At 51.8% G+C, this 24,730-nt stretch carries 31 protein-coding genes; 14 read left to right on the top strand and 17 right to left on the bottom strand.

Features of this window, described 5'->3' with window-relative positions; genetic code table 11:
• Position 1 precedes the first annotated feature (1 nt).
• The 11 genes from npr to WFN87_RS12050 form a co-directional block, all read right to left on the bottom strand.
• On the bottom strand, positions 2-274 hold the full coding sequence (npr, locus tag WFN87_RS12100) for a PTS phosphocarrier protein NPr (RefSeq protein ID WP_008454837.1): 273 nt from the start codon (positions 272-274) through the stop codon (positions 2-4).
• Positions 271-1,125 carry an RNase adapter RapZ gene (rapZ, locus tag WFN87_RS12095; RefSeq protein WP_008454836.1) on the bottom strand — a complete coding sequence of 285 codons (855 nt, stop codon included), beginning with the start codon at positions 1,123-1,125 and terminating at the stop codon, positions 271-273. The genes npr and rapZ overlap by 4 nt, the downstream gene beginning before the upstream one ends.
• 46 nt (positions 1,126-1,171) lie before the next feature.
• The gene (gene ptsN / locus WFN87_RS12090) at positions 1,172-1,669 is read right to left on the bottom strand and encodes a PTS IIA-like nitrogen regulatory protein PtsN (RefSeq protein ID WP_008454834.1); all 498 of its coding nucleotides are present in this window, start codon (positions 1,667-1,669) and stop codon (positions 1,172-1,174) included.
• 81 nt (positions 1,670-1,750) lie between these two features.
• On the bottom strand, positions 1,751-2,038 hold the full coding sequence (gene hpf / locus WFN87_RS12085; RefSeq protein WP_008454833.1) for a ribosome hibernation promoting factor: 288 nt from the start codon (positions 2,036-2,038) through the stop codon (positions 1,751-1,753).
• A 22-nt stretch (positions 2,039-2,060) separates the two neighbouring features.
• On the bottom strand, positions 2,061-3,494 hold the full coding sequence (gene rpoN, locus WFN87_RS12080; protein WP_008454831.1) for an RNA polymerase factor sigma-54: 1,434 nt from the start codon (positions 3,492-3,494) through the stop codon (positions 2,061-2,063).
• A gap of 48 nt (positions 3,495-3,542) precedes the next feature.
• The gene (lptB, locus tag WFN87_RS12075) at positions 3,543-4,268 is read right to left on the bottom strand and encodes an LPS export ABC transporter ATP-binding protein (RefSeq protein ID WP_008454830.1); all 726 of its coding nucleotides are present in this window, start codon (positions 4,266-4,268) and stop codon (positions 3,543-3,545) included.
• Between the two features lie 6 nt (positions 4,269-4,274).
• Positions 4,275-4,826: a lipopolysaccharide ABC transporter substrate-binding protein LptA gene (gene lptA / locus WFN87_RS12070; protein ID WP_008454829.1), complete on the bottom strand. Its 552-nt coding sequence runs from the start codon at positions 4,824-4,826 to the stop codon at positions 4,275-4,277.
• The gene (lptC, locus tag WFN87_RS12065; RefSeq protein WP_166877761.1) at positions 4,795-5,367 is read right to left on the bottom strand and encodes an LPS export ABC transporter periplasmic protein LptC; all 573 of its coding nucleotides are present in this window, start codon (positions 5,365-5,367) and stop codon (positions 4,795-4,797) included. Before lptC ends, lptA begins: the two co-directional genes overlap by 32 nt.
• Positions 5,364-5,930 carry a 3-deoxy-manno-octulosonate-8-phosphatase KdsC gene (gene kdsC / locus WFN87_RS12060; protein ID WP_008454827.1) on the bottom strand — a complete coding sequence of 189 codons (567 nt, stop codon included), beginning with the start codon at positions 5,928-5,930 and terminating at the stop codon, positions 5,364-5,366. Before kdsC ends, lptC begins: the two co-directional genes overlap by 4 nt.
• A gap of 16 nt (positions 5,931-5,946) precedes the next feature.
• Positions 5,947-6,933, bottom strand: coding sequence for an arabinose-5-phosphate isomerase KdsD (kdsD, locus tag WFN87_RS12055; protein WP_008454826.1), 987 nt, complete (start codon positions 6,931-6,933; stop codon positions 5,947-5,949).
• A 16-nt stretch (positions 6,934-6,949) separates the two neighbouring features.
• The gene (locus tag WFN87_RS12050; protein ID WP_008454825.1) at positions 6,950-7,927 is read right to left on the bottom strand and encodes a calcium/sodium antiporter; all 978 of its coding nucleotides are present in this window, start codon (positions 7,925-7,927) and stop codon (positions 6,950-6,952) included.
• A 229-nt stretch (positions 7,928-8,156) separates the two neighbouring features.
• Here WFN87_RS12050 and mlaF point away from each other — a divergent pair, with 229 nt between their 5' ends.
• From mlaF to murA, 7 genes are all read left to right on the top strand, one after another.
• The gene (gene mlaF / locus WFN87_RS12045) at positions 8,157-8,972 is read left to right on the top strand and encodes a phospholipid ABC transporter ATP-binding protein MlaF (RefSeq protein WP_008454824.1); all 816 of its coding nucleotides are present in this window, start codon (positions 8,157-8,159) and stop codon (positions 8,970-8,972) included.
• A 7-nt stretch (positions 8,973-8,979) separates the two neighbouring features.
• Complete coding sequence (gene mlaE / locus WFN87_RS12040) at positions 8,980-9,762, top strand: lipid asymmetry maintenance ABC transporter permease subunit MlaE (protein ID WP_008454823.1); 783 nt, start codon at positions 8,980-8,982, stop codon at positions 9,760-9,762.
• 4 nt (positions 9,763-9,766) lie between these two features.
• Positions 9,767-10,318: an outer membrane lipid asymmetry maintenance protein MlaD gene (gene mlaD / locus WFN87_RS12035; protein WP_008454822.1), complete on the top strand. Its 552-nt coding sequence runs from the start codon at positions 9,767-9,769 to the stop codon at positions 10,316-10,318.
• Between the two features lie 17 nt (positions 10,319-10,335).
• Positions 10,336-10,965, top strand: coding sequence for a phospholipid-binding protein MlaC (mlaC, locus tag WFN87_RS12030; protein ID WP_336982901.1), 630 nt, complete (start codon positions 10,336-10,338; stop codon positions 10,963-10,965).
• Positions 10,965-11,267 (top strand): lipid asymmetry maintenance protein MlaB, encoded by a 303-nt coding sequence (gene mlaB / locus WFN87_RS12025; protein ID WP_008454820.1) that lies wholly within the window; start codon positions 10,965-10,967, stop codon positions 11,265-11,267. The genes mlaC and mlaB overlap by 1 nt, the downstream gene beginning before the upstream one ends.
• A gap of 133 nt (positions 11,268-11,400) precedes the next feature.
• Positions 11,401-11,655 carry a BolA family iron metabolism protein IbaG gene (gene ibaG / locus WFN87_RS12020; protein WP_008454819.1) on the top strand — a complete coding sequence of 85 codons (255 nt, stop codon included), beginning with the start codon at positions 11,401-11,403 and terminating at the stop codon, positions 11,653-11,655.
• Positions 11,656-11,708: 53 nt separating this feature from the next.
• Positions 11,709-12,971 (top strand): UDP-N-acetylglucosamine 1-carboxyvinyltransferase, encoded by a 1,263-nt coding sequence (gene murA / locus WFN87_RS12015; protein WP_336708957.1) that lies wholly within the window; start codon positions 11,709-11,711, stop codon positions 12,969-12,971.
• A 45-nt stretch (positions 12,972-13,016) separates the two neighbouring features.
• On the opposite strand, the gene sfsB is transcribed toward murA, so the two are convergent.
• The gene (gene sfsB, locus WFN87_RS12010) at positions 13,017-13,280 is read right to left on the bottom strand and encodes a DNA-binding transcriptional regulator SfsB (RefSeq protein ID WP_008454817.1); all 264 of its coding nucleotides are present in this window, start codon (positions 13,278-13,280) and stop codon (positions 13,017-13,019) included.
• A 233-nt stretch (positions 13,281-13,513) separates the two neighbouring features.
• Positions 13,514-14,485 carry an octaprenyl diphosphate synthase gene (gene ispB / locus WFN87_RS12005; RefSeq protein ID WP_008454813.1) on the bottom strand — a complete coding sequence of 324 codons (972 nt, stop codon included), beginning with the start codon at positions 14,483-14,485 and terminating at the stop codon, positions 13,514-13,516.
• Positions 14,486-14,745: 260 nt separating this feature from the next.
• Here ispB and rplU point away from each other — a divergent pair, with 260 nt between their 5' ends.
• From rplU to cgtA, 4 genes are all read left to right on the top strand, one after another.
• Positions 14,746-15,057 carry a 50S ribosomal protein L21 gene (rplU, locus tag WFN87_RS12000; protein ID WP_008454812.1) on the top strand — a complete coding sequence of 104 codons (312 nt, stop codon included), beginning with the start codon at positions 14,746-14,748 and terminating at the stop codon, positions 15,055-15,057.
• A 19-nt stretch (positions 15,058-15,076) separates the two neighbouring features.
• Positions 15,077-15,334: a 50S ribosomal protein L27 gene (gene rpmA, locus WFN87_RS11995; RefSeq protein WP_007673187.1), complete on the top strand. Its 258-nt coding sequence runs from the start codon at positions 15,077-15,079 to the stop codon at positions 15,332-15,334.
• A gap of 90 nt (positions 15,335-15,424) precedes the next feature.
• Complete coding sequence (locus tag WFN87_RS11990; protein WP_166877779.1) at positions 15,425-16,390, top strand: DMT family transporter; 966 nt, start codon at positions 15,425-15,427, stop codon at positions 16,388-16,390.
• A 16-nt stretch (positions 16,391-16,406) separates the two neighbouring features.
• The gene (cgtA, locus tag WFN87_RS11985; protein WP_008454808.1) at positions 16,407-17,579 is read left to right on the top strand and encodes an Obg family GTPase CgtA; all 1,173 of its coding nucleotides are present in this window, start codon (positions 16,407-16,409) and stop codon (positions 17,577-17,579) included.
• Between the two features lie 35 nt (positions 17,580-17,614).
• Here the strand turns inward: cgtA and pmrB are convergent, their stop codons facing one another.
• The 3 genes from pmrB to dacB are packed head-to-tail and all read right to left on the bottom strand — an operon-like array spanning position 17,615 to position 20,765.
• Entirely contained in the window at positions 17,615-18,670 is a 1,056-nt protein-coding gene (gene pmrB, locus WFN87_RS11980) for a two-component system sensor histidine kinase PmrB (RefSeq protein ID WP_336982902.1), read from the bottom strand.
• Positions 18,667-19,329: a two-component system response regulator PmrA gene (gene pmrA, locus WFN87_RS11975; protein ID WP_008454804.1), complete on the bottom strand. Its 663-nt coding sequence runs from the start codon at positions 19,327-19,329 to the stop codon at positions 18,667-18,669. The genes pmrB and pmrA overlap by 4 nt, the downstream gene beginning before the upstream one ends.
• Before the next feature lie 2 nt (positions 19,330-19,331).
• A complete protein-coding gene (dacB, locus tag WFN87_RS11970; RefSeq protein WP_336982903.1) occupies positions 19,332-20,765 on the bottom strand; it encodes a serine-type D-Ala-D-Ala carboxypeptidase in 1,434 nt (477 codons plus the stop codon).
• 250 nt (positions 20,766-21,015) lie between these two features.
• Between dacB and greA the strand changes: the two genes are divergently transcribed.
• A complete protein-coding gene (greA, locus tag WFN87_RS11965) occupies positions 21,016-21,492 on the top strand; it encodes a transcription elongation factor GreA (RefSeq protein ID WP_008454799.1) in 477 nt (158 codons plus the stop codon).
• Between the two features lie 105 nt (positions 21,493-21,597).
• Here greA and yhbY read toward each other — a convergent pair whose 3' ends face one another.
• Positions 21,598-21,891, bottom strand: coding sequence for a ribosome assembly RNA-binding protein YhbY (gene yhbY, locus WFN87_RS11960; protein WP_008454796.1), 294 nt, complete (start codon positions 21,889-21,891; stop codon positions 21,598-21,600).
• Between the two features lie 126 nt (positions 21,892-22,017).
• Here yhbY and rlmE point away from each other — a divergent pair, with 126 nt between their 5' ends.
• Positions 22,018-22,647, top strand: coding sequence for a 23S rRNA (uridine(2552)-2'-O)-methyltransferase RlmE (rlmE, locus tag WFN87_RS11955; protein ID WP_008454794.1), 630 nt, complete (start codon positions 22,018-22,020; stop codon positions 22,645-22,647).
• A gap of 56 nt (positions 22,648-22,703) precedes the next feature.
• Complete coding sequence (ftsH, locus tag WFN87_RS11950; RefSeq protein ID WP_166877784.1) at positions 22,704-24,641, top strand: ATP-dependent zinc metalloprotease FtsH; 1,938 nt, start codon at positions 22,704-22,706, stop codon at positions 24,639-24,641.
• The last annotated feature ends 89 nt before the right edge of the window (positions 24,642-24,730 follow it).

Genomic DNA, 24,730 nt, shown 5'->3' with positions numbered 1-24,730 from the left:
GTTAGTCTTCGTCAAATCCGGCATTGAACAGAGCAATCACGGCCGCCAGGGCTTGCTCTTCTTCCGGGCCTGTGACTTCTATTTCTATGTGGCCTCCTTTGGCGGAGTCCAGCATCAGGAGGGCAATCACGCTGCTGGCTTCAGCTTCGGTGCCCGCTTCGTTTCTCAGCATCACTTCTGCGTCAAAACTTTGTACCAGCTCAAACAGTTTCATCGCCGGGCGCGCGTGCATGCCCAGCTTGTTGGTGATTTCAACGGTCTGCTTTACGCTCATGTTTTACGTTTTTCCAGCGTGCGGTGACGGGACTGGACGTTCTTCCCGCGTGAGCGGAAGTAGTCAGCCAGCTGCTCTGCAATATAAACCGAACGGTGTTTACCGCCGGTACAGCCAATCGCCACGGTCAGGTAGCTACGGTTGTTGGTTTCAAGCATCGGTAACCATAACTCAAGATAGCTGCGGGTCTGATAGATAAAATTGTGTACTTCTGTGTGCCTGTCGAGGAAGGCGGCGACAGGGCGATCGAGGCCGGTCATTGGACGCAGTTTTGGATCCCAGTGCGGGTTAGGAAGAAAACGCACGTCGAACACATAATCGGCGTCAATCGGTATGCCGTGCTTAAAGCCAAAAGACTCGAACACCATGGTGAGTTCGCGTTCACGTTTACCCAACAGACGAGTACGCAGCATCTCCGCCAATTCGTGTACCGACATTTCGGAGGTGTCGATGATCAGGTCCGCGCGGGATTTTAGTGGTTCGAGGAGATCGCTTTCTTCGTCAATCGCACTTTCCAGAGAGAGATTTTTGCTGGAAAGCGGATGAAGGCGGCGCGTGTCACTGTAGCGGCGGATTAGCGTATTACGATCGGCATCAAGGAACAGCAGCTGCGGAGAAAAAGCGTCCGGCAGGCTGTCCATTGCGTGCTCGAAGATTTCCGGCGACTCCGGCATGTTGCGCACGTCTATGCTGACGGCAGCAGAGATTTGCCGATCGGCAAGCGTTTTTGCCAGCTCTGGCAACAGGACAACCGGCAGGTTATCCACGCAATAGAATCCCATATCTTCCAGTGCGCGCAAGGCTACAGACTTCCCTGAACCTGAGCGGCCGCTGACAATCATCAGCACCATGTAATCATTCTCCCGATTTATCTGTCTGAGACATCAAACGCGCCGATTATTCATTTTCGCTGTCGTGATCGACTTCTGTTTCAGTAATTATCTGGTAAAGCTCTTCGTCACTGCCGGCTGAGCGCAGCCTGCGACAAATGGTTTTATCCGCCAGACGCTTGGCCACCAGGGAAAGCGTGTGCAGGTGGGTTTTTGTCTGGTCAGCAGGTACCAGTAACGCAAATAACAGGTCAACCGGTTGATTGTCGATGGCATCAAAAGCGATTGGCGTTTCCAGTTGAATAAAGACGCCGACGGCGCGAAGCGTATCTTCCTCCAGCTTGCCGTGGGGAATAGCGATACCGTTGCCAATGCCGGTACTGCCCATACGCTCACGGGTCAGTACGGCTTCGAAAACGACCTGCGGTGGAAGGCCAAGCTGTTTGGCTGCCAGTTCGCTGATGATTTCCAGCGCACGTTTTTTACTCTGGCAGTGGACGCCACTGCGAGTACATTCCTGGTTAAGGACATTGCTCAGTTGTAGAGCGGAATCGTTGTTCATCATAAGTTCACCTAAGCACTTTTGTGCAAACGGCCCGCGACTTAAGCAGCGGGCCGGCCATATGCACATCGGATGCCCGGATTATCAGTGTTGTTTTAGTTTATCTTTGTGTTTCGTTAACTGTCGGGCCAGTTTATCAATCAGGCCGTCAATCGCCGCATACATGTCCTGGCCTTCGGCACTGGCATGCAGTTCTCCACCGTTCACATGCAGCGTAGCATCCGCTGTATGGGTGACTTTTTCCACCTTTAATACAATATAGACCTGGTTGATTCTTTCGAAGTACTGCTCCAGTTTGGCAAACTTCGAGTTCAGAAATTCACGCAGTGCTTCAGTGATCTCGACGTTTTGTCCCGTAATGTTGAGCTGCATAGTGTCTTCCTTATCGGTAAAGTCACACCAGCTGTTTACGCTGGTTTGACGGTGGAATGGATAAAGACTCTCGGTACTTCGCAACTGTGCGGCGCGCCACCATAATACCTTGATCCGACAGTATTGAGGTTAACTTACTGTCGCTCAGCGGTTTGGCGGGGTTTTCCGCAGCAATTAACTTCTTCACCAGCGCCCGAATTGCCGTGGAGGAGGCTTCACCACCGCCTTCGGTATTGACGTGGCTGGAGAAGAAATATTTCAATTCAAAGATGCCGCGTGGGCTATGCAAATATTTCTGAGTGGTCACCCTCGAAATAGTCGACTCGTGCATGTCCACTGCCTGAGCAATATCGGCCAGCACCATCGGTTTCATATGCTCTTCACCGTGCTCAAAGAAGGCCTGCTGCTGTTCGACAATGCATCGGCTCACGCGCAATAACGTATCATTGCGACTTTCCAGGCTTTTAATCAACCATTTCGCTTCCTGCAGGTTGCTGCGGATGAACTGCGAGTCGCTGTCATTGCGCGTGTTGCCGCTCATGGCTGCGTATTGCTGATTGATTTTGAGGCGCGGGATGCTGTCTGCGTTAAGCTCTACAACCCAGCGCGTCAGGTGCTTACGCACCAGTACATCAGGAATAACGTACTCAGGCTCACCCGTTTGGATCGACTGGCCGGGGCGAGGATCGAGGGATTGAATCAGGCACATGGCCTCTTTAAGCGCGTCCTCTTTGATACGCGTGACCCGCATCAACGTCCGGAAGTCGTGATTTGCCAGCAGATCTAAATGATCGCTAACAATAAGCCGGGCTTCCGCCAGCCATGGGGTCTCTTTGGCGTACTGAGAAAGCTGAATTAACAGGCAATCGCGTAAGTCTCGCGCTGCGACGCCGACGGGATCAAAACGTTGGATGCGTTTGAGGACGGCTTCCACTTCGTCAAGGCTTACATCGTCGTGGCCCAGACTTTCCAGAATGTCTTCCAGCGGCACGGTGAGATACCCGGTTTCATCCACTGCATCGACAATAGACGTCGCGATAGCGGCGTCCGTATCGGAAAATGGCGTCAAATCGACCTGCCACATCAGGTAGTCCTGCAGGGACTGGGTGGTCTCGCCCTGGTAGACAGGCAGCTCGTCGTCCAGATAGTCAGTTCCCGTACCTGAAGGCGTTCCAGCGGTGTAAATTTCATCCCAACTGGCATCCAGCGGCAGCTCATCGGGCATCTCTTTCTGCTCGAGGGCTTCACGGGTGTCCATTGCTTCGCTCTCAGGCACTTCCTGAGTATCGATCTCATCATGCAGGTCGGTTTGCTCAAGCAATGGATTACTGTCCAGTGCCTGCTGGAGTTCTTGCTGAAGCTCTAACGTTGAGAGCTGAAGCAGACGGATGGCCTGCTGCAGCTGGGGCGTCATAGCAAGTTGTTGGCTAAGCCGTAATTGCAAACCTTGCTTCATGTTCAGAGCAAACGTCCTCAAATAAGTCGTGTAATACTTCCCACCCTATCAGAGTCTGAACTCTTCGCCCAGATAGACTCGCTTAACTTGCTCGTCTTCAAGGATTTCTTCCGGTGTACCGTGGGCAATCAGATGCCCCTGACTAACGATGTAGGCGCGTTCGCAGACGGCCAGCGTTTCGCGGACGTTATGGTCTGTAATCAATACGCCGAGGCCGCTGTCACGCAGGTGCTCGATAATGCGTTTGATATCAATAACGGAAATAGGATCAACCCCGGCAAAGGGTTCATCCAGCAAAATGAACTTCGGGTTTGCCGCAAGCGCACGAGCAATTTCTACGCGGCGGCGTTCACCGCCGGACAGTGACTGCCCGAGGTTATTACGCAGGTGCGAGATATGGAACTCTTCCATCAGCTCGTTAGCGCGATCGTCACGCTGCTCTGACGTCAGATCATCGCGAATCTGCAGCACCGCCATCAGGTTATCAAACACGCTCAGGCGGCGGAAAATGGACGCTTCCTGCGGCAAATAGCCGATGCCGCGACGCGCACGAGCGTGCAGCGGCAGCAGACTGATGTCTTCTTCATCAATAATGATGTTACCTGCATCGCGGGGCACGATCCCCACTACCATATAAAACGTCGTGGTTTTACCGGCGCCGTTTGGCCCGAGCAGCCCAACGATCTCACCTGATTTAACGGTCAGGCTGACGTCTTCGACTACGCGGCGGCCTTTGTAGGCTTTGGCCAGGTTTTTCGCAATTAAAGTTGCCATAACGAATCAGTTACTCTTTTTCGGTGCCGGTTGCTGGCCGTTTTTGTTTTGCAGCTGAGACGGCACCAGCACGGTGGTCACGCGTTTGCCTTTCTCGCTAAACGCCTGCATTTTTTGCTCTTTCACCAGGTAGGTGATCTTGTCGCCGGTGATGTTGCTGTCCAGCTGTTCAAGGTAAGCGTTGCCGGTCAGTACAACGAAATCTTTCGCCAATTCATAATGCATGGTGGACGCGTGGCCTTTTACCGGCTTACCGTTGTCCTGCATTTGATAGAAAGTAGCTGGGTTACCGTAGCCATCAATCACCTCTTTGCCTTGTTCACCGCCTGGGCGGGTCACAACGACTTTATCGGCGTTGATTTTGATCGTGCCCTGAGTCACAACGACATTGCCGGTAAAGGTAACGACGTTGCCCTGCATATCGAGAGACTGTTGGTCGGATTCGATATGAATAGGTTGGTCGGTGTCACCGGTCAGTGCCCAGGCTGACAGCGGTACGGCAAAAAGCGAACCAAGCAGAACAAGTTTAAGGCTGAGTTTGTTTATTCTGGATTTCATATGAGGTTTTAACCTTTTCAATCAGCTGTGCAGTTTGGCTGCGTAAGTTGCCACGCATTTTCAGGCCACTGGAGTTAAATGTGGTGCCGTACAAAGTCACCAGGTCGTCAGAAGCGACATCCTGAGTAATTAAATTCACCTGCGCATTGTCCGTCGTGATTCTGCGTAACTGAGAGTCAGGTGTTAACGCTGTGACGACGACGTTGCCATACAAATAAAGCATTTTGTCATCGGTAAGTTTGGCGCGATCCGCCTGAATTTCCCAGGTGGCGATTTTATTTTCATCGTACTGGGTCATGACAGGCTTGGTGAACCATGAAATACCCGTATCCGAGAAGTATTCAACGTGTTGAGCAATAAGCTTATAGTTCAGCGCGCCCTGTGGGTTGTATACGACTGTCGTGGAAAATTCGCTTTGATAAGTTGGCGTATCGCTGTTAACGGTTACGCCGGACTCGTCCTTCTCCGTCAGATTCAGGCCGATAAGCACTAATGCCGCAATGGCAAGCAGGAAAATAATCCAACGTCTGGTCTTGCTCATATGGATTGCCCTTTTGCCTCATCAAGCTTGCCTTGCGCCATCAACAGGAGATCGCAGATTTCCCGCACTGCGCCTCGCCCGCCGCTGATTCTGGTCACGTAATCCGCTTTTGGCGTCAATAATGGGTGGGCGTCTGCAACGGCAACGCTTAAACCGACCCGTTCCATGACTGGCCAGTCGATCAGGTCATCGCCAATGTAGGCAACCCGATCGGGAGAAAGCGCAACCTTTGACAACAGATCGTGGAACGCCACAACTTTATCGGATTGCCCTTGATAAAGGTGGGTAATGCCCAACGTTTCGCAGCGATCTTCCAGCAGTTTTGCTTTCCTGCCTGTAATAATAGCGACTTCAATTCCGGAGGTCAGGGCGCAGCGAATGCCATAGCCATCGCGTACGTTAAAGGCTTTCAGCTCTTCACCGCTGTTGCCCATGTAAATAAGGCCGTCAGACATTACGCCGTCAACGTCCAGAATCAGCAGGCGAATCTCTTTCGCTTTCGCTATGACCTGCGCGCTTACCGGCCCGTAGCAGGTATTAAGCAGCGCATCATGGTTACTCATTAAGGCTAATCCTTTTTTAAACTACGCCCGCGCGTAGCATGTCATGCATATGTACCACACCCAGCAACTGGTCGCCATCCGCCACCATAACCGAAGTAATATGGCGTGACTGCATCAGGTTTAATGCGTCCACAGCTAATGTGCCAGGGCGTACGCGAATGCCTCCCGTTGTCATGACATCCGCAATACGTAAGGTATGTAAATCAACACCCATATCGAACACGCGACGTAAATCGCCATCGGTAAAGATGCCCTCTATTTTCATCAGGTCATTGCAGATGACCGTCATCCCCATATTTTTACGGGTAATCTCCAACAGCGCATCCCGCAAAGAGGCTTCTTTGCTTACGTGCGGGATATCATCACCCGTGTGCATGATATCGTTCACGCGGAGTAATAGCTTACGCCCCAGCGCGCCGCCAGGATGAGACAGAGCAAAATCTTCAGCGGTAAAACCACGAGCCTTCAGTAACGCCACGGCCAGCGCATCGCCCATAACCAGCGTCGCCGTTGTGCTGGAGGTTGGCGCGAGGCCGAGAGGGCAAGCTTCCTGAGGCACTTTGATGCACAGATGAATATCCGCTGCACGGCCCATTGAGCTTTCCGGGCGGGCGGTCATGCAAATCAAAGGCACCTGAAGGCGCTTTAATACCGGGATGAGCGCCAAAATTTCGTTCGACTCGCCGGAATTAGAAATCGCCAGGACGATATCCTGTGCCGTGACCATGCCTAAATCACCGTGGCTGGCTTCTCCTGGGTGCACAAAAAAGGCTGGCGTGCCGGTACTGGCAAAGGTTGCCGCGATTTTTTTCCCAATATGACCCGATTTTCCCATCCCCATGACAACAACTTTACCGGGACAATAGAATATCTTCTCACAGGCCAGCGAGAAATCGTCGTTGATGTACTGGTCGAGTTGAGCCAGGCCTTCACGTTCAATATTGAGCACGTCTTTGCCCGCTTGTTGAAAGTCAAAACCCGGCGCTAAATCTATATGAGACATAATTCCCGTTTCCGCTTTATTCGACGACAGGTGGCGCAACGAACCACAGCACCACAATCCATATGATGAATCCACATGTTAACAGAGCGCCCGCGAGCTTGCCGATTTGGCGAGGTTTGCGCCAGCAGAGCAGGGCAAAAACAGCACTTACCGCTAACATCAACCAATAATCCCGGGCAAAAGCTAACGGGTTGAGGTGGCCCGGTGCCACCAACGCAGGAATGCCAAGCACAAACACAACGTTAAAAATGTTCGAACCGATGATATTACCAATCGCAATGTCATCTTCGCCCTTGCGCGCGCCGGCTATGGCGGTCGCTAATTCCGGCAGACTGGTACCAATCGCAATGATCGTCAAACCGATAACCAGTTCGCTTACGCCAAAATAATGGGCAAGCACCGAGGCATTATCGATGACCATCCGCGTTGCCATCGGCATAATAACCAACGCCACTCCCAGCCATAAAAATGCGACGGACAGACTGCCTTCTTGAGGGAGTTCGGCCTGCTGCTCCCGCGTCAGACTATCGATCCCCTGCCGTTCCGCAAGGCGGCCTATTCTAATGATAAAGAGTAGATATAACACTGCGATTGTCAGCAGCATGACGCCCTCGGCCTGCGTCAGTTCACCGTCATAGAGAAACAGACCTGCGGCGGCACTCACCGCCAACATTAGAGGCAATTCACGACGTAGAATATCGGAATTAACGGTAAATGGGTGCAGCAGCGCGGCGAGCCCCAGGATCAGCATAATGTTAGTGATATTTGAGCCGATAGCTGTCCCTACGGCCAAATCCAACTGGCCGTGCAGCGCTGACGTACTGGCGATGATAATTTCAGGCAGTGAAGTGCCAATGCTGACCACAGTCATGCCGATAATCAGCGGCGGGATCCCGATGCTGCGACAAAGTATCGCTGCGGCGAAAACTAAACGGTCGGCACCATAGACCACCAGGAGTAAACCAATAATTAATAGCGCCGTAGCTAACAGCATGAAAAATCCTTTATTAGGGTATAATCGCCGATCCTGAGGGGCTGAAGGGTCGGGCAAAACGAAGTGCAGCCTGAGCCTGGCGATAAGTCTTAATTCTGACTTTATGCGGCGAAAAAGTAAAACAAATGCCAGCTTTCGCTAACCTGCGCAGGTAATATTCTGTAAAAATGTTGGGTTTTAGCATCCCTTTGAGGCCATGCTTGCCGGCAAACATAAAAAAGGAAGGGCGATGAGTCAGACAGAAGCCAATCTGGTTGAGATCCGTGGGATGAGTTTCTCTCGCGGCGAGCGCCAGATCTTCGAGAATATTTCGCTGACGGTACCACGCGGCAAGGTGACGGCGATCATGGGGCCATCGGGGATCGGTAAAACTACGCTGTTGAAGCTTATTGGTGGGCAGATCCAGCCGGACAGCGGCGAGATCCTTTTTGATGGTGAGAACGTACCGTCGATGTCGCGCTCACGGCTTTTTACCGTGCGTAAACGCATGAGTATGCTGTTCCAATCCGGCGCCTTATTTACCGATCTTAATGTGTTTGAAAACGTGGCTTATCCACTGCGTGAACATCTTCAGTTACCAGAACCGCTATTGCACAGCACGGTGATGATGAAACTGGAAGCCGTGGGGCTTCGCGGGGCGGCCAATCTTATGCCTTCTGAATTATCTGGCGGGATGGCGCGCCGCGCGGCGTTGGCCCGTGCTATAGCGCTTGAGCCAGACTTGATTATGTTTGATGAACCTTTCGTCGGACAGGATCCCATTACCATGGGCGTGCTGGTTAAGCTTATTTCAGAACTTAACAGCGCTCTTGGCGTCACCTGCATTGTGGTATCACACGATGTACCAGAAGTATTAAGCATCGCGGATTACGCTTATATTGCTGCCGATCAGCACATTGTTGCTCAAGGTAGCCCGGCGGAATTGCGTGAAAACCACGATCCACGCGTTAGACAGTTCCTTGATGGGATCGCGGATGGCCCGGTGCCATTCCGTTATCCAGCCGGGGATTATCAACAAGATTTATTACCTGGAACGAGGAGCTAAACTGCTCATGCTGCTAAATGCACTGGCATCTCTCGGGCGACGCGGGATAAAAACCTGCGCTTCGTTTGGACGTGCCGGACTGATGTTATTCAACGCGCTGGTAGGGAAACCGGAGTTTCGCAAGCATGCGCCGTTGCTGGTTCGTCAGCTTTATAATGTCGGCGTACTGTCGATGTTGATCATTATGGTTTCCGGCCTGTTCATCGGGATGGTGCTTGGCTTACAGGGCTATCTTGTGCTGACGACTTACAGCGCTGAGTCGAGTCTAGGCATGCTGGTGGCGCTTTCACTGCTCCGTGAACTTGGCCCGGTTGTTGCCGCGCTACTGTTTGCCGGGCGTGCGGGTTCTGCTTTAACCGCTGAAATTGGCCTGATGCGTGCGACGGAACAGCTGTCCAGCATGGAGATGATGGCTGTCGATCCGCTGCGCCGCGTCGTTTCACCGCGATTTTGGGCTGGGGTTATCTCGCTGCCCCTTCTGACGCTTATCTTCGTTGCCGTGGGCGTTTGGGGTGGTGCTCTGGTGGGCGTGAACTGGAAAGGCATTGATGCCGGTTTCTTCTGGTCAGCAATGCAAAATGCAGTCTCATGGCGGCTGGATTTGGTTAACTGCGTGATTAAAAGCGTAGTCTTCGCCATTACCGTAACGTGGATTGCGTTATTCAACGGGTACGATGCTATTCCGACTTCTGCCGGGATTAGCCGGGCAACCACGCGCACCGTTGTGCACGCTTCTCTGGCCGTTTTGGGCCTCGATTTTGTGCTGACAGCACTGATGTTTGGGAATTGAGTTCATGCAAACAAAGAAATTTGAAGTTTGGGTTGGTGCTTTTCTGCTGGTCGCGCTGGTCGCTATTATTTTTCTCTGTCTGAAAGTGGCGAATGTTACCTCTCTGCGTAGCGAACCGACTTATCGTGTATATGCCACCTTCGACAACATCGGTGGCCTGAAAATGAGTTCGCCGGTTCGTCTTGGTGGTGTTGTTATTGGTCGAGTTGATGGTATCGCTCTTGACCCGAAAACCTATTTGCCTCGCGTAACGCTGGACATTGAACAGCGCTACAACCAGATTCCGGATACCAGCTCTCTGGCGATTCGCACGTCTGGCCTGTTGGGTGAGCAATATATTGCTCTTAACCTCGGCTTTGACGACCCGGAACTGGGGTCATCTATGCTGAAAGATGGCAGCACCATTCAGGATACGAAATCTGCTTTGGTTCTTGAGGATCTGATAGGTCAGTTCCTTTACAAGAGCGGCAACGGCGACAATAAGAATTCTGGCGATGCTGAAGCGCATTCCGCAGGCCATACTGATGCTGCACCGCAGTCAGGTACTACGAATTAATTTAAGAGGAACAAGTGATGTTTAAGCGTCTTATGATGGTAGCTATGCTGGCTATCGCCCCATTTGCGATGGCGGCAGACCAGACCAACCCTTACAAATTAATGAATGAGGCGGCGCAGAAGACCTTTGATCGCCTGAAAAACGAGCAGCCTCAAATTCGACAGAATCCGAATTATCTGCGGGATATCGTTGGCCAGGAACTGCTGCCTTATGTTCAGGTAAAATACGCGGGGGCGCTGGTGTTAGGGCGTTACTACAAAGATGCCACGCCTGCGCAGCGTGACGCTTACTTCAAGGCTTTTGAAGAGTACCTGAAGCAGGCCTATGGTCAGGCGCTGGCGCTGTATCACGGTCAGACTTATCAAATCGCCCCGGAGCAACCTCTTGGTAATGCTGATATTGTGGCGATCCGTGTGACGATAATCGATCCAAATGGGCGTCCACCAGTGCGTCTTGATTTCCAATGGCGTAAAAATAGCCAAACCGGGAACTGGCAGGCATACGATATGATTGCCGAAGGGATCAGCATGATCACCACCAAACAAAACGAGTGGAGCGACCTGCTCCGTACGAAAGGTATCGATGGTTTGACCGCGCAGCTGCAGTCGATTTCGAAACAGCCAATTACCCTGGACAGTAAAAAGTAATGGCGGAAGAACTAAGCTGGAAGCAGGACGGTGCAACGCTGCATTTCTTCGGAGAGCTGGATGGCGTCACCGTTAATTCGCTTTGGCAGCAGCGTGAGAAAATGGTCACGGGTATCAATCTCTTTGAGCTAAGTGGCTTAACTCGCGTTGATACCGCCGGGCTGGCGTTGCTTATTCACCTGACAGCCATCGTGGCTCGCCAGGGGAACAAGATTGAGCTTAGGGGCGCTACTGATAATTTGCGCACACTGGCTCAACTCTACAATCTGCCAGAGGCGCTATTGCCACATCTGGCAGGCTAATGATTTCAGCACGTTACTTTCAAAGCCCTCGAACTGCTAAGTTCTGGGGCTTTTTGCTTATTTAAGCGGACGCCACTTTCCTCTAAGATGTGTGGCTTATTTCATCATTTATTAATCGACGAATAGATACCCCATGGAAAATCATGAAATTCAGACAGTGCTGATGAACGCACTGCCCCTCCAGGAAGTCCACGTCTCAGGCGATGGCAGCCACTTTCAGGTTATAGCGGTGGGTGAGTTATTCGCCGAGTTAAGTCGCGTCAAAAAACAGCAAACCGTGTATGCCCCGCTGATGGAATTTATCGCGGATAATCGCATGCATGCTGTGTCTATTAAGACCTATACGCCAGAAGAGTGGGCGCGCGATCGCAAACTGAATGGTTTTTGAATCATCGGCTCAGGCTGGTGATAACGTTTTGAATTTAAAAGAGAGCAGTTTCAATGGATAAATTTCGTGTGCAGGGGCCTACCCGCCTGAGTGGAGAAGTCACAATCTCAGGGGCTAAAAACGCCGCGCTGCCAATCCTCTTCGCCGCGCTTCTGGCGGAAGAGCCGGTAGAGATTCAGAACGTTCCAAAACTGAAAGACATTGATACCACGATGAAGCTGCTGAGCCAGCTGGGTACCAAAGTTGAGCGCAACGGTTCCGTCTACATTGACGCCAGCGGCGTAAATATTTTCTGTGCGCCATATGACCTGGTGAAAACCATGCGAGCCTCTATTTGGGCGCTAGGGCCACTGGTTGCTCGCTTTGGCCAAGGGCAGGTTTCTCTGCCTGGTGGTTGTGCCATTGGCGCTCGTCCGGTGGATTTGCACATTACTGGTCTGGAGCAGTTGGGCGCGGAGATTAAGCTCGAAGAAGGCTACGTTAAGGCGTCGGTAAATGGCCGCCTTAAAGGTGCTCATATCGTGATGGATAAGGTCAGCGTGGGTGCAACCGTGACCATCATGAGTGCGGCCACGCTTGCGGAAGGCAAAACGATCATTGAAAACGCTGCCCGTGAACCGGAGATCGTCGACACTGCGAACTTCCTTAACACCCTGGGCGCGAAGATCAGCGGTGCGGGCACCGATCGTATTACTATCGAAGGCGTTGCTCGTTTGGGCGGGGGCGTTTACCGCGTGCTGCCTGACCGTATTGAAACCGGGACGTTCCTGGTGGCTGCGGCAATCTCTGGCGGTAAAATTCTTTGCCGTAACGCGCAGCCGGATACTCTGGATGCTGTTCTGGCGAAGCTGCGTGAAGCTGGCGCGGAAGTTGAAACGGGTAAAGACTGGATCAGTCTTGATATGCATGGCCAACGTCCAAAAGGCGTAACGGTGCGTACTGCTCCACACCCAGGTTTCCCTACCGATATGCAGGCGCAATTCACCCTGCTGAACCTGGTGGCGGAAGGGACGGGCGTTATCACCGAAACTATCTTCGAAAACCGCTTTATGCATGTGCCTGAATTAATCCGTATGGGCGCGCATGCTGAGATCGAAAGCAATACAGTTATCTGCCACGGTGTCGAAAAGCTTTCCGGTGCTCAGGTAATGGCAACCGATCTTCGTGCGTCTGCAAGTCTGGTTCTGGCGGGCTGCATCGCAGAAGGGACAACGATAGTGGATCGTATTTACCACATTGATCGCGGCTATGAGCGTATTGAAGATAAGCTTCAGGCGCTGGGGGCTAAGATCGAGCGCGTCAAGGGAAGCGAGTAAACATCCTCCCTTAAAGACGGATAGCCGGGGCATGCCCCGGCTTTTTTATAGCTGTCGGATCTTCCGTGTTCGGTCGATAAACTCACGTGTCACCGGGTCGTGGTAGCGTGAAGGCCAGATAACCTGTGGTGCAACACCTAAAGCCTTAGCGATAATAAACTCCCCTTTGGGCCAGGGGCGAGACAGCGCATTGGCGAGCGTTGATGAGCTTAAACCTGACTGGCGTGATAAGGCGGCGAGCGACGTTTTCTTTTTTCGCAGTCCGGCAATAATGTCCGCCGGATGCCAGTCCACAAATTGATTTTCCATAATCTCTCCCTGTGATCTTACTAATCCTGCTCTGAGATGAGCGATGGCACAGGAAATTTATAACATAAAAATTTCCAAATGATTCCAGTAAGTGCAAGGAATAATAGATTCTGTGTTTTCATCCGCAAATATTATGAAAGCTAGTGAGAATGAAATATTCAGGAAAGAGGGAAGGGTTGAGGATCTGTTTTACTGGAAACTTTAGCGCGCCAACTGGCGCGCTAAAGTTGATGTTAGTGGTCGCGTTGAACGGACATGTGTGCCAAAGAAATTAGCGCTTCACGGTAAGGAGTATCAGGCAGCACTGAAAGGGCATCGATTGCTTTATCTGCCTCTTCTTCGGCGCGTTGACGAGTCCATTCCAGAGAACCGCAATCCGACATAGCTCTCAGTACGGGATCCAGTAAATGACGGCCATTTCCCTGTTCGATCGCTTCACGAATCATCTGAGCCTGCTCTGGTGAGCCGTTGCGCATGGCGTGTAACAGCGGCAGCGTCGGTTTGCCTTCGTTCAGATCATCGCCGACATTTTTACCCAGCGTTTGCCCATCTGAGCTGTAATCCAGCAGGTCATCAATGAGTTGAAACGCAGTACCCAGGTACCGCCCATAATCCTGCAGCGCTTTTTCCTGAATCTCCGTTGCGCCTGCCAGAATCCCCGAGCATTGAGCCGCAGCTTCAAACAGGCGGGCCGTTTTGCTGTAAATGACCCGCATATAGCTTTCTTCAGTAATGTCTGGGTCATTACAGTTCATCAGCTGTAGCACTTCGCCCTCAGCGATAACGTTTACGGCCTCTGACATCACCTCCAGCACTTTCAGCGAACCGAGGCTGGTCATCATCTGGAATGCTCGCGTATAGATGAAATCACCGACCAAAACGCTCGCAGCGTTGCCGAAAGCGGCATTGGCTGTGGCTTTACCCCGACGCATATCTGATTCGTCCACGACGTCATCATGAAGTAGCGTGGCGGTATGTATAAATTCGATCAGCGCTGCAATTCTGACATGTGCTTGCCCTTCGTAAGCAAGCGCCCGCGCGGCAAGTACGGCAATCATTGGGCGGATGCGTTTACCGCCACCGCTGACGATGTAGTAGCCCAACTGGTTGATCAGTTGAACATCGGAATTCAATTGCTCAAGGATTGTCGCATTGACACCCGCCATATCTTGCGCGGTTAACTCATTAATTTTTTCTAAATTCATCGCAAAAGTCTGGCTTTCGTCCTGTTTATTCCATATCCATATGGCATAACGAGAGGGTTGAGGTTCGATACTGTAGTACAGATTGTACTGAAAAAACGAGGCAGATAAACGGTGTGTGTGCTGTTGCGTTTTTTTTCTACGGTAATTGACGATCGGGCTTGTCAAACCCTCACGATTTGCGTAATATTCGCGCCCTATTGTGAATATTTATAGCGCTACCTGAAACCTATATAAGGTAAGCGCGGAAAGCGGAGTTTTATATGTACGCGGTTTTCCAAAGTGGTGGTAAACAACACCGAGTAAGCGAAGGTCAGACCGTTCGCCTGGAAAAGCTGGACATCGCAACTGGCGAAACTGTTGAGTTCGCTGAAGTTCTGATGATCGCAAACGGTGAAGAAGTCAAAATCGGCGTTCCTTTCGTCGATGGTGGCGTTATTAAAGCTGAAGTCGTTGCTCACGGTCGTGGCGAGAAAGTTAAAATCGTTAAGTTCCGTCGCCGTAAACACTATCGTAAGCAAGCGGGCCACCGTCAGTGGTTCACTGATGTGAAAATCACTGGCATCAGCGCCTAAGACCTGAGGAGTAGATTAAATGGCACATAAAAAGGCTGGCGGCTCAACTCGTAACGGTCGCGATTCAGAAGCAAAACGCCTGGGTGTAAAACGCTTTGGTGGTGAAACTGTACTGGCTGGTAGCATCATCGTTCGTCAACGTGGTACCAAATTCCACGCTGGCAACAATGTAGGTTGCGGTCGTGACCACACCCTGTTTGCTAAAGCAGACGGTAAAGTGAAATTCGAAGTTAAAGGTCCGAACAATCGTAAATACATCAGCATCGTTGCTGAGTAAGTTTTTCGGTCCGGTAACGGATGAAAGCCCCGCAACGTGTTGCGGGGCTTTTTACATTGTACGCCTTGTAAATTAAGACAGGGAATGGGCATGGGGCAGCAGGCGGGAATCGGTATTCTTTTAGCGTTAACCACGGCGATGTGCTGGGGGGCGTTACCCATAGCGATGAAGCAGGTGCTTCCGGTGATGGCGCCACCGACCGTGGTATTTTATCGATTTCTGATGGCCAGTATTGGCCTGGGTATTTTCCTTGCGATTCGGGGGAAATTACCGCCGCTCAGGATGTTCCGTAAGCCGCGGTGGCTAGTGTTGTTAGCGATCGCCACTGGGGGATTATTTGGCAACTTTCTGCTCTTTAGTTCTTCTCTGCAGTATTTAAGTCCTACTGCGTCTCAGGTTATTGGCCAGCTTTCTCCTGTCGGGATGATGGTGGCGAGCGTAGTAGTGCTAAAAGAGAGAATGCGTGGCACGCAGATTATTGGTGCCATGATGCTCTTGTGTGGTCTGGTGATGTTCTTCAACACCAGTCTTGTAGAGATTTTTACCCGCCTGACGGATTACACCCTTGGTGTTATCTTCGGCGTGCTGGCGGCAACGGTTTGGGTCAGTTATGGTGTGGCACAGAAGGTGTTATTACGCCGGTTAGCCTCACAGCAGATCCTCTTTTTGTTGTACACTTTATGTACTATTGCACTTTTGCCGCTGGCAAAACCTGGTGTGATTTTCCAGCTCAGTAGCTGGCAACTGGCATGTCTGGTTTTCTGCGGTCTGAATACGCTGGTAGGCTATGGCGCGCTCGCTGAGGCGATGGCGCGCTGGCAGGCCTCCCAGGTTAGCGCCATCATTACGCTAACCCCGTTATTTACGTTGCTGTTCTCAGACCTGCTGTCTCAGGCCTGGCCCGAGTATTTCGCCATACCGATGCTTAACCTTGTGGGTTATATCGGGGCTCTCGTGGTTGTGGCTGGTGCGATGTATTCCGCGATTGGCCACCGCCTTTGGGGGCGCTGGCATAAAACCGAAACGGTCACGCCGGTGCAGCGTTCGGGCGAATGATTTACGGAGAAGTAAGATGAAGTTTGTTGATGAAGCAACGATCCTGGTCGTAGCAGGTGATGGCGGTAACGGCTGCGTTAGCTTCCGTCGTGAAAAATATATCCCGAGAGGCGGCCCGGACGGTGGTGATGGTGGTGACGGTGGTGACGTATGGCTTGAAGCCGACGAGAACCTGAATACGCTTATCGATTATCGTTTTGAAAAGGCCTTCCGCGCAGAGCGTGGCCAGAACGGCCAAAGCCGCGATTGTACCGGTAAACGTGGGCATGACGTCACTGTAAAGGTACCAGTGGGTACCCGAGTGATCGATCAGGGCACCGGTGAAACCATGGGCGATATGACGCAGCATGGTCAAAAGCTGATGGTTGCCAAAGGCGGCTGGCACGGTCTGGGTAATACCCGTTTTAAATCCTCCGTAAACCGTACCCCACGTCAGAAAACGATGGGGACTCCGGGTGAAAAACGCGATCTGCAGCTAGAGCTGATGCTGCTGGCCGATGTCGGTATGTTGGGTATGCCAAATGCGGGTAAATCTACCTTTATCCGCGCGGTATCTGCAGCGAAGCCAAAAGTGGCTGATTATCCGTTTACTACGCTAGTGCCAAGCCTGGGCGTTGTTCGTATGGACAATGAAAAGAGCTTCGTTGTCGCGGATATCCCGGGGCTTATCGAGGGCGCCGCTGACGGCGCTGGTTTGGGCATTCGCTTCCTTAAGCACCTTGAGCGCTGCCGCGTATTGCTGCATCTCATTGACATTGAACCTATCGATGGCTCTGACCCGGTTGAAAACGCCCGCATCATCGTTGGCGAACTGGAGAAATACAGCGAAAGCCTGGCGTCAAAACCTCGCTGGCTCGTGTTTAACAAAATCGACCTGATGGATAAAGCGCAGGCCGAAGAAAAAGCGAAAGCCATTGCCGAAGCGCTTGGTTGGGAAGATAAATACTACCTGATCTCCGCTGCCAGTCAGATGGGCGTGAAAGATCTCTGCTGGGATGTGATGACCTTTATCATCGAGAACCCGATTACGGCGGCTGAGGTCGCTAAGCAGCCAGAGAAAGTCGAGTTTATGTGGGATGATTACCATCGCCAGCAGCTCGATGAAATGGAAGCTGAAGCAGAAGAAGACTGGGATGACGACTGGGATGATGAAGACGACGAAGGCGTCGAAATTATCTACCAGAAGTAAGTTTCAACGAAGAAGGCCGGTGCTCCCGGCCTTTTTTATTGGATGCTGTTCGGAAGCCAGCAGTCAGCCTGCAAGCCGCCTTCCACACGATTGCCCAACGCCAGGCGGCCATGGTGAAGCTGAATAATCCGCTGCACAATGTTCAGACCCAGTCCGCTACCGCCATAGCGCTGATCCATACGCCTGAAGGGTTCCGTGATTTGTTGAAGATATTCGTCTTTAATGCCCGGGCCGCTGTCGGCCACGCTCAAGAGCGTTCCACCCTCTTTTTCCGTCAATGCTATATGAATTTCGCCTTTTTCCGTGCTATAGCGGGAGGCATTTTCCAGCAGGTTACGCAACATTAAACGCAGCAGCACGGCATCACCTTGCACGGTCAGAGCGGATGCTGCAGGCCAGATTAGCTTTTGCGAGCGCTGTGCCGCCAACTCTTCCATTTCCATTTTAAGCGGCGCAATGATGTCGTCACTCCAGACCAGCGTATTGTAATGCCCGCTGGCCAGAGCTTGCCCGGCGCGCGAAAGCATCAGGAGCTGTTCAATGGTATGCATAAGCTGATCTATACGTGTTAGCAGCATCGGGGCCTGCGCTACCCCATTTTTTACCATCAATTCCAGATGTAACCTGAGACCAGCAAGCGGTGTTCTCAGTTCATGGGCCGCATCGGCAGTGAATAAGCGCTCCTGTTGAATCGTATGATCCAGCCGGCCAAGCAGCTGGTTGAGGGAATTGGTTACGGCCACCATTTCGTCCATGTCGGAAAACATAGGCAGGGGAGTGAGGTTGTCGGCTGAGCGGTTAGCCAGGCTTGAACGCAGCTGATTCAGCGGGCGGGTTATCCAGGTAATTGCCCAGAAAGAGAAAAACAGCGTAAAGGCAACCATGACCAGAGAAGGCACCAACAGGGAAGCAATCGCTTCACGAATCTCTTTTTCGACCTGCTGGTTTCGGGCTTTTGCGGAGAGCGTTTCACTCACCAAAAAACCAATCTGCTCACGGCTTTCATGCCACAGCCAGACAACGCTAATCAACTGGAAGAAAAGAAGAATAAGCGCCAGCAGGATCATCAGGCGCCGGCGCATGCTGTTCATGAGCGGCTTTCCAGCCGGTAGCCAACGCCGCGCACGGTTTTGATTCTGTCTTTGCCTAATTTTCGGCGTAGGTTGTGAATGTGTACTTCAAGGGTGTTGGAGCCGGGATCGTCCTGCCAGCTGTAAATATCCTGCTGTAGCGTTTCACGGTGGACCGTCTGGCCGATTCGCATCATCAGGCGTGTCAGAAGAGCGAACTCTTTGGGCGTAATTTCTACAGCCTGATTGGCGAGTAGCACCTGCTGAGTCTGCAAATTGAGGGTTAAATCGTCTTCCTGAAGCAGATTGTCGCTGTGTCCCTGGTAGCGACGGATCAGCGCTCTCGCACGCGCCTGCAGTTCTGCAAGCGCAAAAGGCTTAACCAGATAATCATCCGCGCCGGAGTCCAGACCATTTACTCTGTCTTCAAGCGCGTCACGAGCCGTCAGGATTAGCACCGGGTTTTTTACCCCACGCCGACGCCATTGACTCAACAGCGTGGCACCGTCTTTGTCCGGGAGCCCCAGGTCGAGAATGATCAGGCTGTATTCACCGCTTTGCAGCAAGGCATCAGCCTCCGCAGCCGTCGCGGCGCAGTCCAGCGCGTAGCCTTCCCCTCCTAACGCCAGCGCAAGACCTTCCTGTAACAGTAAATCGTCTTCAACAATAAGCAGTTTCATAACTAGTTATTCTGGTAAATGTCTTTGTAAAGCCGGCTTTCGAAGCGCACTAACGGGATGCGGCGATTACGCTGGTCCGCTGGTTCAACGGCATAACCAGAGAGATACTGCACAAAGGCCATGCGCTGCCCGCTTGCCGTGGTGATGAAGCCAGCCAGATTATAAACACCCTGCAATGAACCCGTTTTCGCCGACACTTTCCCATCCACGCCAGCCTGATGTAGGCCGGCACGATACTGCAGAGAGCCATCGTAGCCCGCGAGCGGCAGCATGGAGATAAAGTTTAGCTGATTATCGTTCTGCGCGATGTATTGCAGCACCTGCATCATTGTGGCCGGTGAAATCAGGTTATGACGCGAAAGGCCTGAACCATCGACGACAATACTGTTCCCCAAATCTACGCCCGCTTTTTGGCGCAATATCTGGCGTACAGCATCAGCACCTGCCCGCCAGGTGCCAGGAACACCCAGCCGGTTATGTCCGATGGTCCTGAATACGGTATCGGCAATCATGTTGTCGGATTTCTTGAGCATGATTTTAAGCAGGTCATGCAACGGGGCTGACTGTTTGCTGGCTATCACCGTGCCCGGTTCGTTGGTTTGAGTCTGGCGCAGCAGTGTTCCGCTATAGCTGATCCCTGCCTGCTTCAGTTCATCTTTAATGATGGCACCTGCATAGCTTGCACCATCCTGAATGGCAAAGGCTAAGGGCAGCGGATCGGCACGTTGTGTAAGGCAGCCGGTAAGCGTATAGCGGTTGAGATCGCCCGGGATAACATCCAGTTCGCAGTATTGAGCGTCAGGAGAACCTTTGGCCAGCGTTCTGACCTGACTAAACATCACGACCGGATAGTACGAAGCAATGCGGATATAGGCTAAATCGTCAGCTTTTGGCGCACTGTATAAGGAAATAGAGAAGCAGTTACGGTCCACGATGGCGGCGGCGGGTGGTGCGCTGAAGCACTGTGTCATGTCGTTCCACGGCCAGCCCGGTGCTTTATCGTGGCTGGCGAAAATAGACGTGTCGACCAGCACGTTGCCCTTAATCTGTTGGACGCCCGCTTTTTTTAATTCGGCAACCATGTTGCGAATATCCTGACGCTTTAGCGTAGGATCTCCGCCGAAACGAGCGATAAGATCGCCGTTAAGTACGCCATTATCGATTTGAGCACGGCTTTCCAGCGTGGTGGTAAAACGAAAATCCGGGCCCAACTGAAGGAGCGCCGCTAGCGCCGTAATCACTTTCTGCGTACTGGCAGGCAGAGCCATTTGTTGGCTGTGATAATCAATGAACGGGCTTGTTGCACCGACTTTTTGTACCATCAGCGCCAGGTTCGCCCCGTCAGGCAACTGGGAGGTGTACTCTTCAACGTTCGCAGCCTGAACATTGATGGCTACGGCAGCGGTCAACCCAATGACAAATCTCAAAAATCGCATAATCTCGCGGTAACGGCCTGGAAACGTGACCGCCATACTACGGTGCATTATGGTGCAAAGTAAACGATGACCCTCAGGGAACTCCAGGGTAAAATACCGGTCAATTTGAAAACTGTTACTGACCTGGAGTCATTACCCCGGGTCGGTTTTCTTTTATTTGTTGCCGGAGAGACTTGCGTTACCGGCCATGCTCTTAAGCCAGCACGGTGTTTACCCTGCTGCAGAGGACTGATTTTAAGAGGTATAACAAATGCAACCTATTCCGATGACCTTACGTGGCGCTGAACAACTCCGCGAAGAACTGGATTTCCTGAAGTCCGTTCGTCGCCCTGAAATCATTGCTGCGATTGCTGAAGCTCGCGAGCATGGCGATCTGAAAGAAAACGCTGAATATCATGCCGCGCGTGAGCAACAGGGCTTTTGCGAAGGCCGCATCCAGGATATCGAAGCGAAGCTTTCTAATGCTCAGGTGATCGACGTCACAAGAATGCCAAATAACGGCCGTGTGATCTTTGGTACTACCGTAACAGTATTGAACCTGGACAGTGATGAAGAGCTTACTTATCGCATCGTTGGCGACGATGAGGCTGATTTTAAAAAGAATCTTATTTCTGTAAACTCGCCTATTGCTCGCGGTCTTGTGGGCAAGGAATGCGACGATGTTGTCGTAATTCGCACGCCGGGCGGTGATGTCGAATTCGAAATCTTAAAAGTAGAATATTTGTAATTTTTACTACGCTGGCTAAAGGGTTGGCGTATTGTAAAGAAAAGAAAAAGGCCGCATAGCGGCCTTTTATCAACGAACATAGCGTGGCATTTTGCACACCTCTGCTTATTTCGGCAGAGAAATCTTACGCTCTTTAGAAGGGCGGTAGAGCACCAGCGTTTTACCGATGACCTGTACATTACAGGCGCCGGTTTCCCGCACGATGGCATCCACAATTAAGGTTTTGGTTTCGCGATCTTCCGTTGCGATCTTCACCTTGATTAATTCATGGTGCTCAAGCGCTTGTTCAATCTCGGCCAGTACCCCTTCGGTCAAACCATTATTGCCAAGCATAACCACCGGCTTGAGCGGATGGGCCAGACCTTTTAGGTGCTGTTTTTGTTTAGTACTCAGATTCATCGTATTTTTTGCTTACGTTGGGATTGAAAACGGTTCATTCTACCGCCATCTCCAGTGTATCGCCAAATCGGCTGTGCTGATTGTTAGTTAGCCTGCTATTCACGATGAACAAAGTTGGATATTGAGATGACAGGTAAGAAGCGTTCTGCCAGCTCCAGTCGCTGGCTGCAGGAACACTTTAGCGATAAATATGTTCAACAGGCACAGAAAAAGGGGTTGCGGTCCCGTGCCTGGTTTAAACTTGATGAAATACAGCAAAGTGACAAACTTTTTAAGCCAGGAATGACTATTGTTGATCTTGGTGCTGCACCCGGCGGGTGGTCACAATATGTCGTGACGCAAATCGGGAATCAGGGGCGAATCATCGCTTGCGATCTTTTACCAATGGATCCTATCGTTGGTGTGGACTTCCTTCAGGGCGATTTTCGTGATGAATTAGTCGTCAAGGCCCTGCTGGAACGTGTTGGTGACAGTAAAGTGCAGGTTGTCATGTCAGATATGGCGCCAAACATGAGCGGGACACCGGCAGTCGATATTCCCCGCGCTATGTACTTGGTTGAACTGGCACTGGAAATGTGTCGGGACGTGCTGGCGCCGGGCGGTAGTTTTGTAGTGAAAGTGTTTCAGGGCGAAGGTTTCGATGAATACCTGCGAGAAATTCGCTCCCTGTTTACGACGGTTAAAGTTCGTAAACCGGACTCTTCTCGTGCCCGCTCACGTGAAGTGTACATTGTAGCGACCGGGCGCAAACTATAGTACCCTGACGCTGTTTGTTAACACAGTTGTAATATGAGGTTAATCCCTTGAGTGACATGGCGAAAAACCTAATACTCTGGCTGGTCATTGCCGTTGTGCTAATGTCTGTATTCCAGAGCTTTGGGCCCAGCGAGTCAAATGGCCGTAGGGTGGATTACTCCACTTTCCTGTCTGAAGTTAATCAGGACCAGGTTCGCGAAGCGCGCATCAACGGACGTGAAATCAACGTTACCAAGAAAGATAGTAACCGATACACGACTTACATCCCCGTTAATGATCCCAAGCTGCTTGATAATCTGATTACCAAGAACGTGAAAGTTGTGGGCGAACCGCCTGAAGAGCAAAGTCTGCTGGCAACTATCTTCATTTCCTGGTTCCCAATGCTGCTGCTGATTGGGGTCTGGATCTTCTTTATGCGTCAAATGCAGGGCGGCGGTGGCAAAGGTGCCATGTCGTTCGGTAAGAGCAAGGCGCGCATGCTAACGGAAGACCAAATCAAAACCACCTTTGCTGACGTCGCTGGCTGTGATGAAGCGAAAGAAGAGGTGGGTGAGCTGGTTGAATACCTCCGTGAGCCGAGCCGCTTCCAGAAACTGGGCGGTAAAATCCCGAAAGGTGTCCTGATGGTCGGCCCTCCGGGTACGGGTAAAACGCTGTTGGCAAAAGCGATTGCTGGCGAAGCGAAAGTACCGTTCTTCACAATTTCCGGTTCTGACTTTGTTGAAATGTTCGTTGGTGTTGGTGCATCCCGTGTGCGTGACATGTTCGAACAGGCCAAAAAAGCGGCACCTTGTATTATCTTCATCGATGAAATCGATGCCGTAGGTCGTCAGCGTGGTGCTGGTCTGGGCGGTGGTCACGACGAACGTGAGCAAACCCTGAACCAAATGCTGGTTGAGATGGATGGCTTTGAAGGTAACGAAGGGATCATCGTTATTGCGGCAACTAACCGTCCTGACGTGCTTGACCCTGCGCTGCTGCGTCCTGGTCGTTTCGACCGTCAGGTTGTCGTGGGTCTGCCAGATGTTCGTGGCCGTGAGCAAATCTTGAAAGTTCATATGCGTCGCGTACCGCTTGCACCGGACATCGATGCCGCAATTATCGCTCGTGGTACACCTGGCTTCTCTGGTGCCGATTTGGCTAACCTGGTAAACGAAGCTGCGCTGTTTGCTGCTCGCGGTAACAAGCGTGTGGTGTCGATGGTTGAATTCGAGAAAGCGAAAGACAAAATCATGATGGGGGCAGAACGCCGCTCCATGGTGATGACGGAAGCGCAGAAAGAATCGACCGCTTATCACGAAGCAGGCCATGCGATTATCGGTCGCCTGGTACCGGAGCACGATCCGGTCCATAAGGTAACGATTATCCCTCGTGGCCGCGCCCTGGGTGTGACCTTCTTCCTGCCTGAAGGCGACGCAATTAGTGCCAGCCGTCAGAAACTGGAAAGTCAGATTTCCACGCTGTATGGCGGTCGTCTGGCTGAAGAGATTATCTACGGGGCAGAACATGTTTCTACCGGTGCGTCGAACGACATTAAAGTAGCGACTAACCTGGCTCGTAACATGGTGACTCAGTGGGGCTTCTCCGACAAACTTGGCCCGCTGCTGTATGCGGAAGAAGACGGTGAAGTATTCCTGGGCCGTTCAGTGGCAAAAGCGAAGCATATGTCTGATGAGACTGCGCGTATCATCGATCAGGAAGTTAAATCCCTGATTGAACGCAACTATGCCCGTGCTCGCCAGTTGCTGAATGAGAACATGGATATTCTGCACACCATGAAAGACGCATTGATGAAGTATGAAACCATTGATGCCCCGCAGATTGACGATCTGATGGCGCGCCGTGAAGTTCGTCCGCCAGCAGGTTGGGAAGATGCGAGCAAAAACAACAATAACTCTGACAACAACGGTACCCCGAATGCGCCGCGTCCGGTTGATGAACCACGTACGCCAAATCCGGGCAACACGATGTCTGAGCAACTGGGCGACAAATAAGACGCTCACCGAGATGTTTTTGCAGTAATCTATAAACCCCGGGCCTGCCCCGGGGTTTTTGTTTTTGTACAGCCTAAGACGAACGCAAA

The sequence above is a fragment of the Cedecea sp. AS113 genome (assembly GCF_037152415.1).
Taxonomy (GTDB): Bacteria; Pseudomonadota; Gammaproteobacteria; order Enterobacterales; family Enterobacteriaceae; genus Cedecea.
This window is presented reverse-complemented; position numbering and strand designations above follow the sequence as displayed.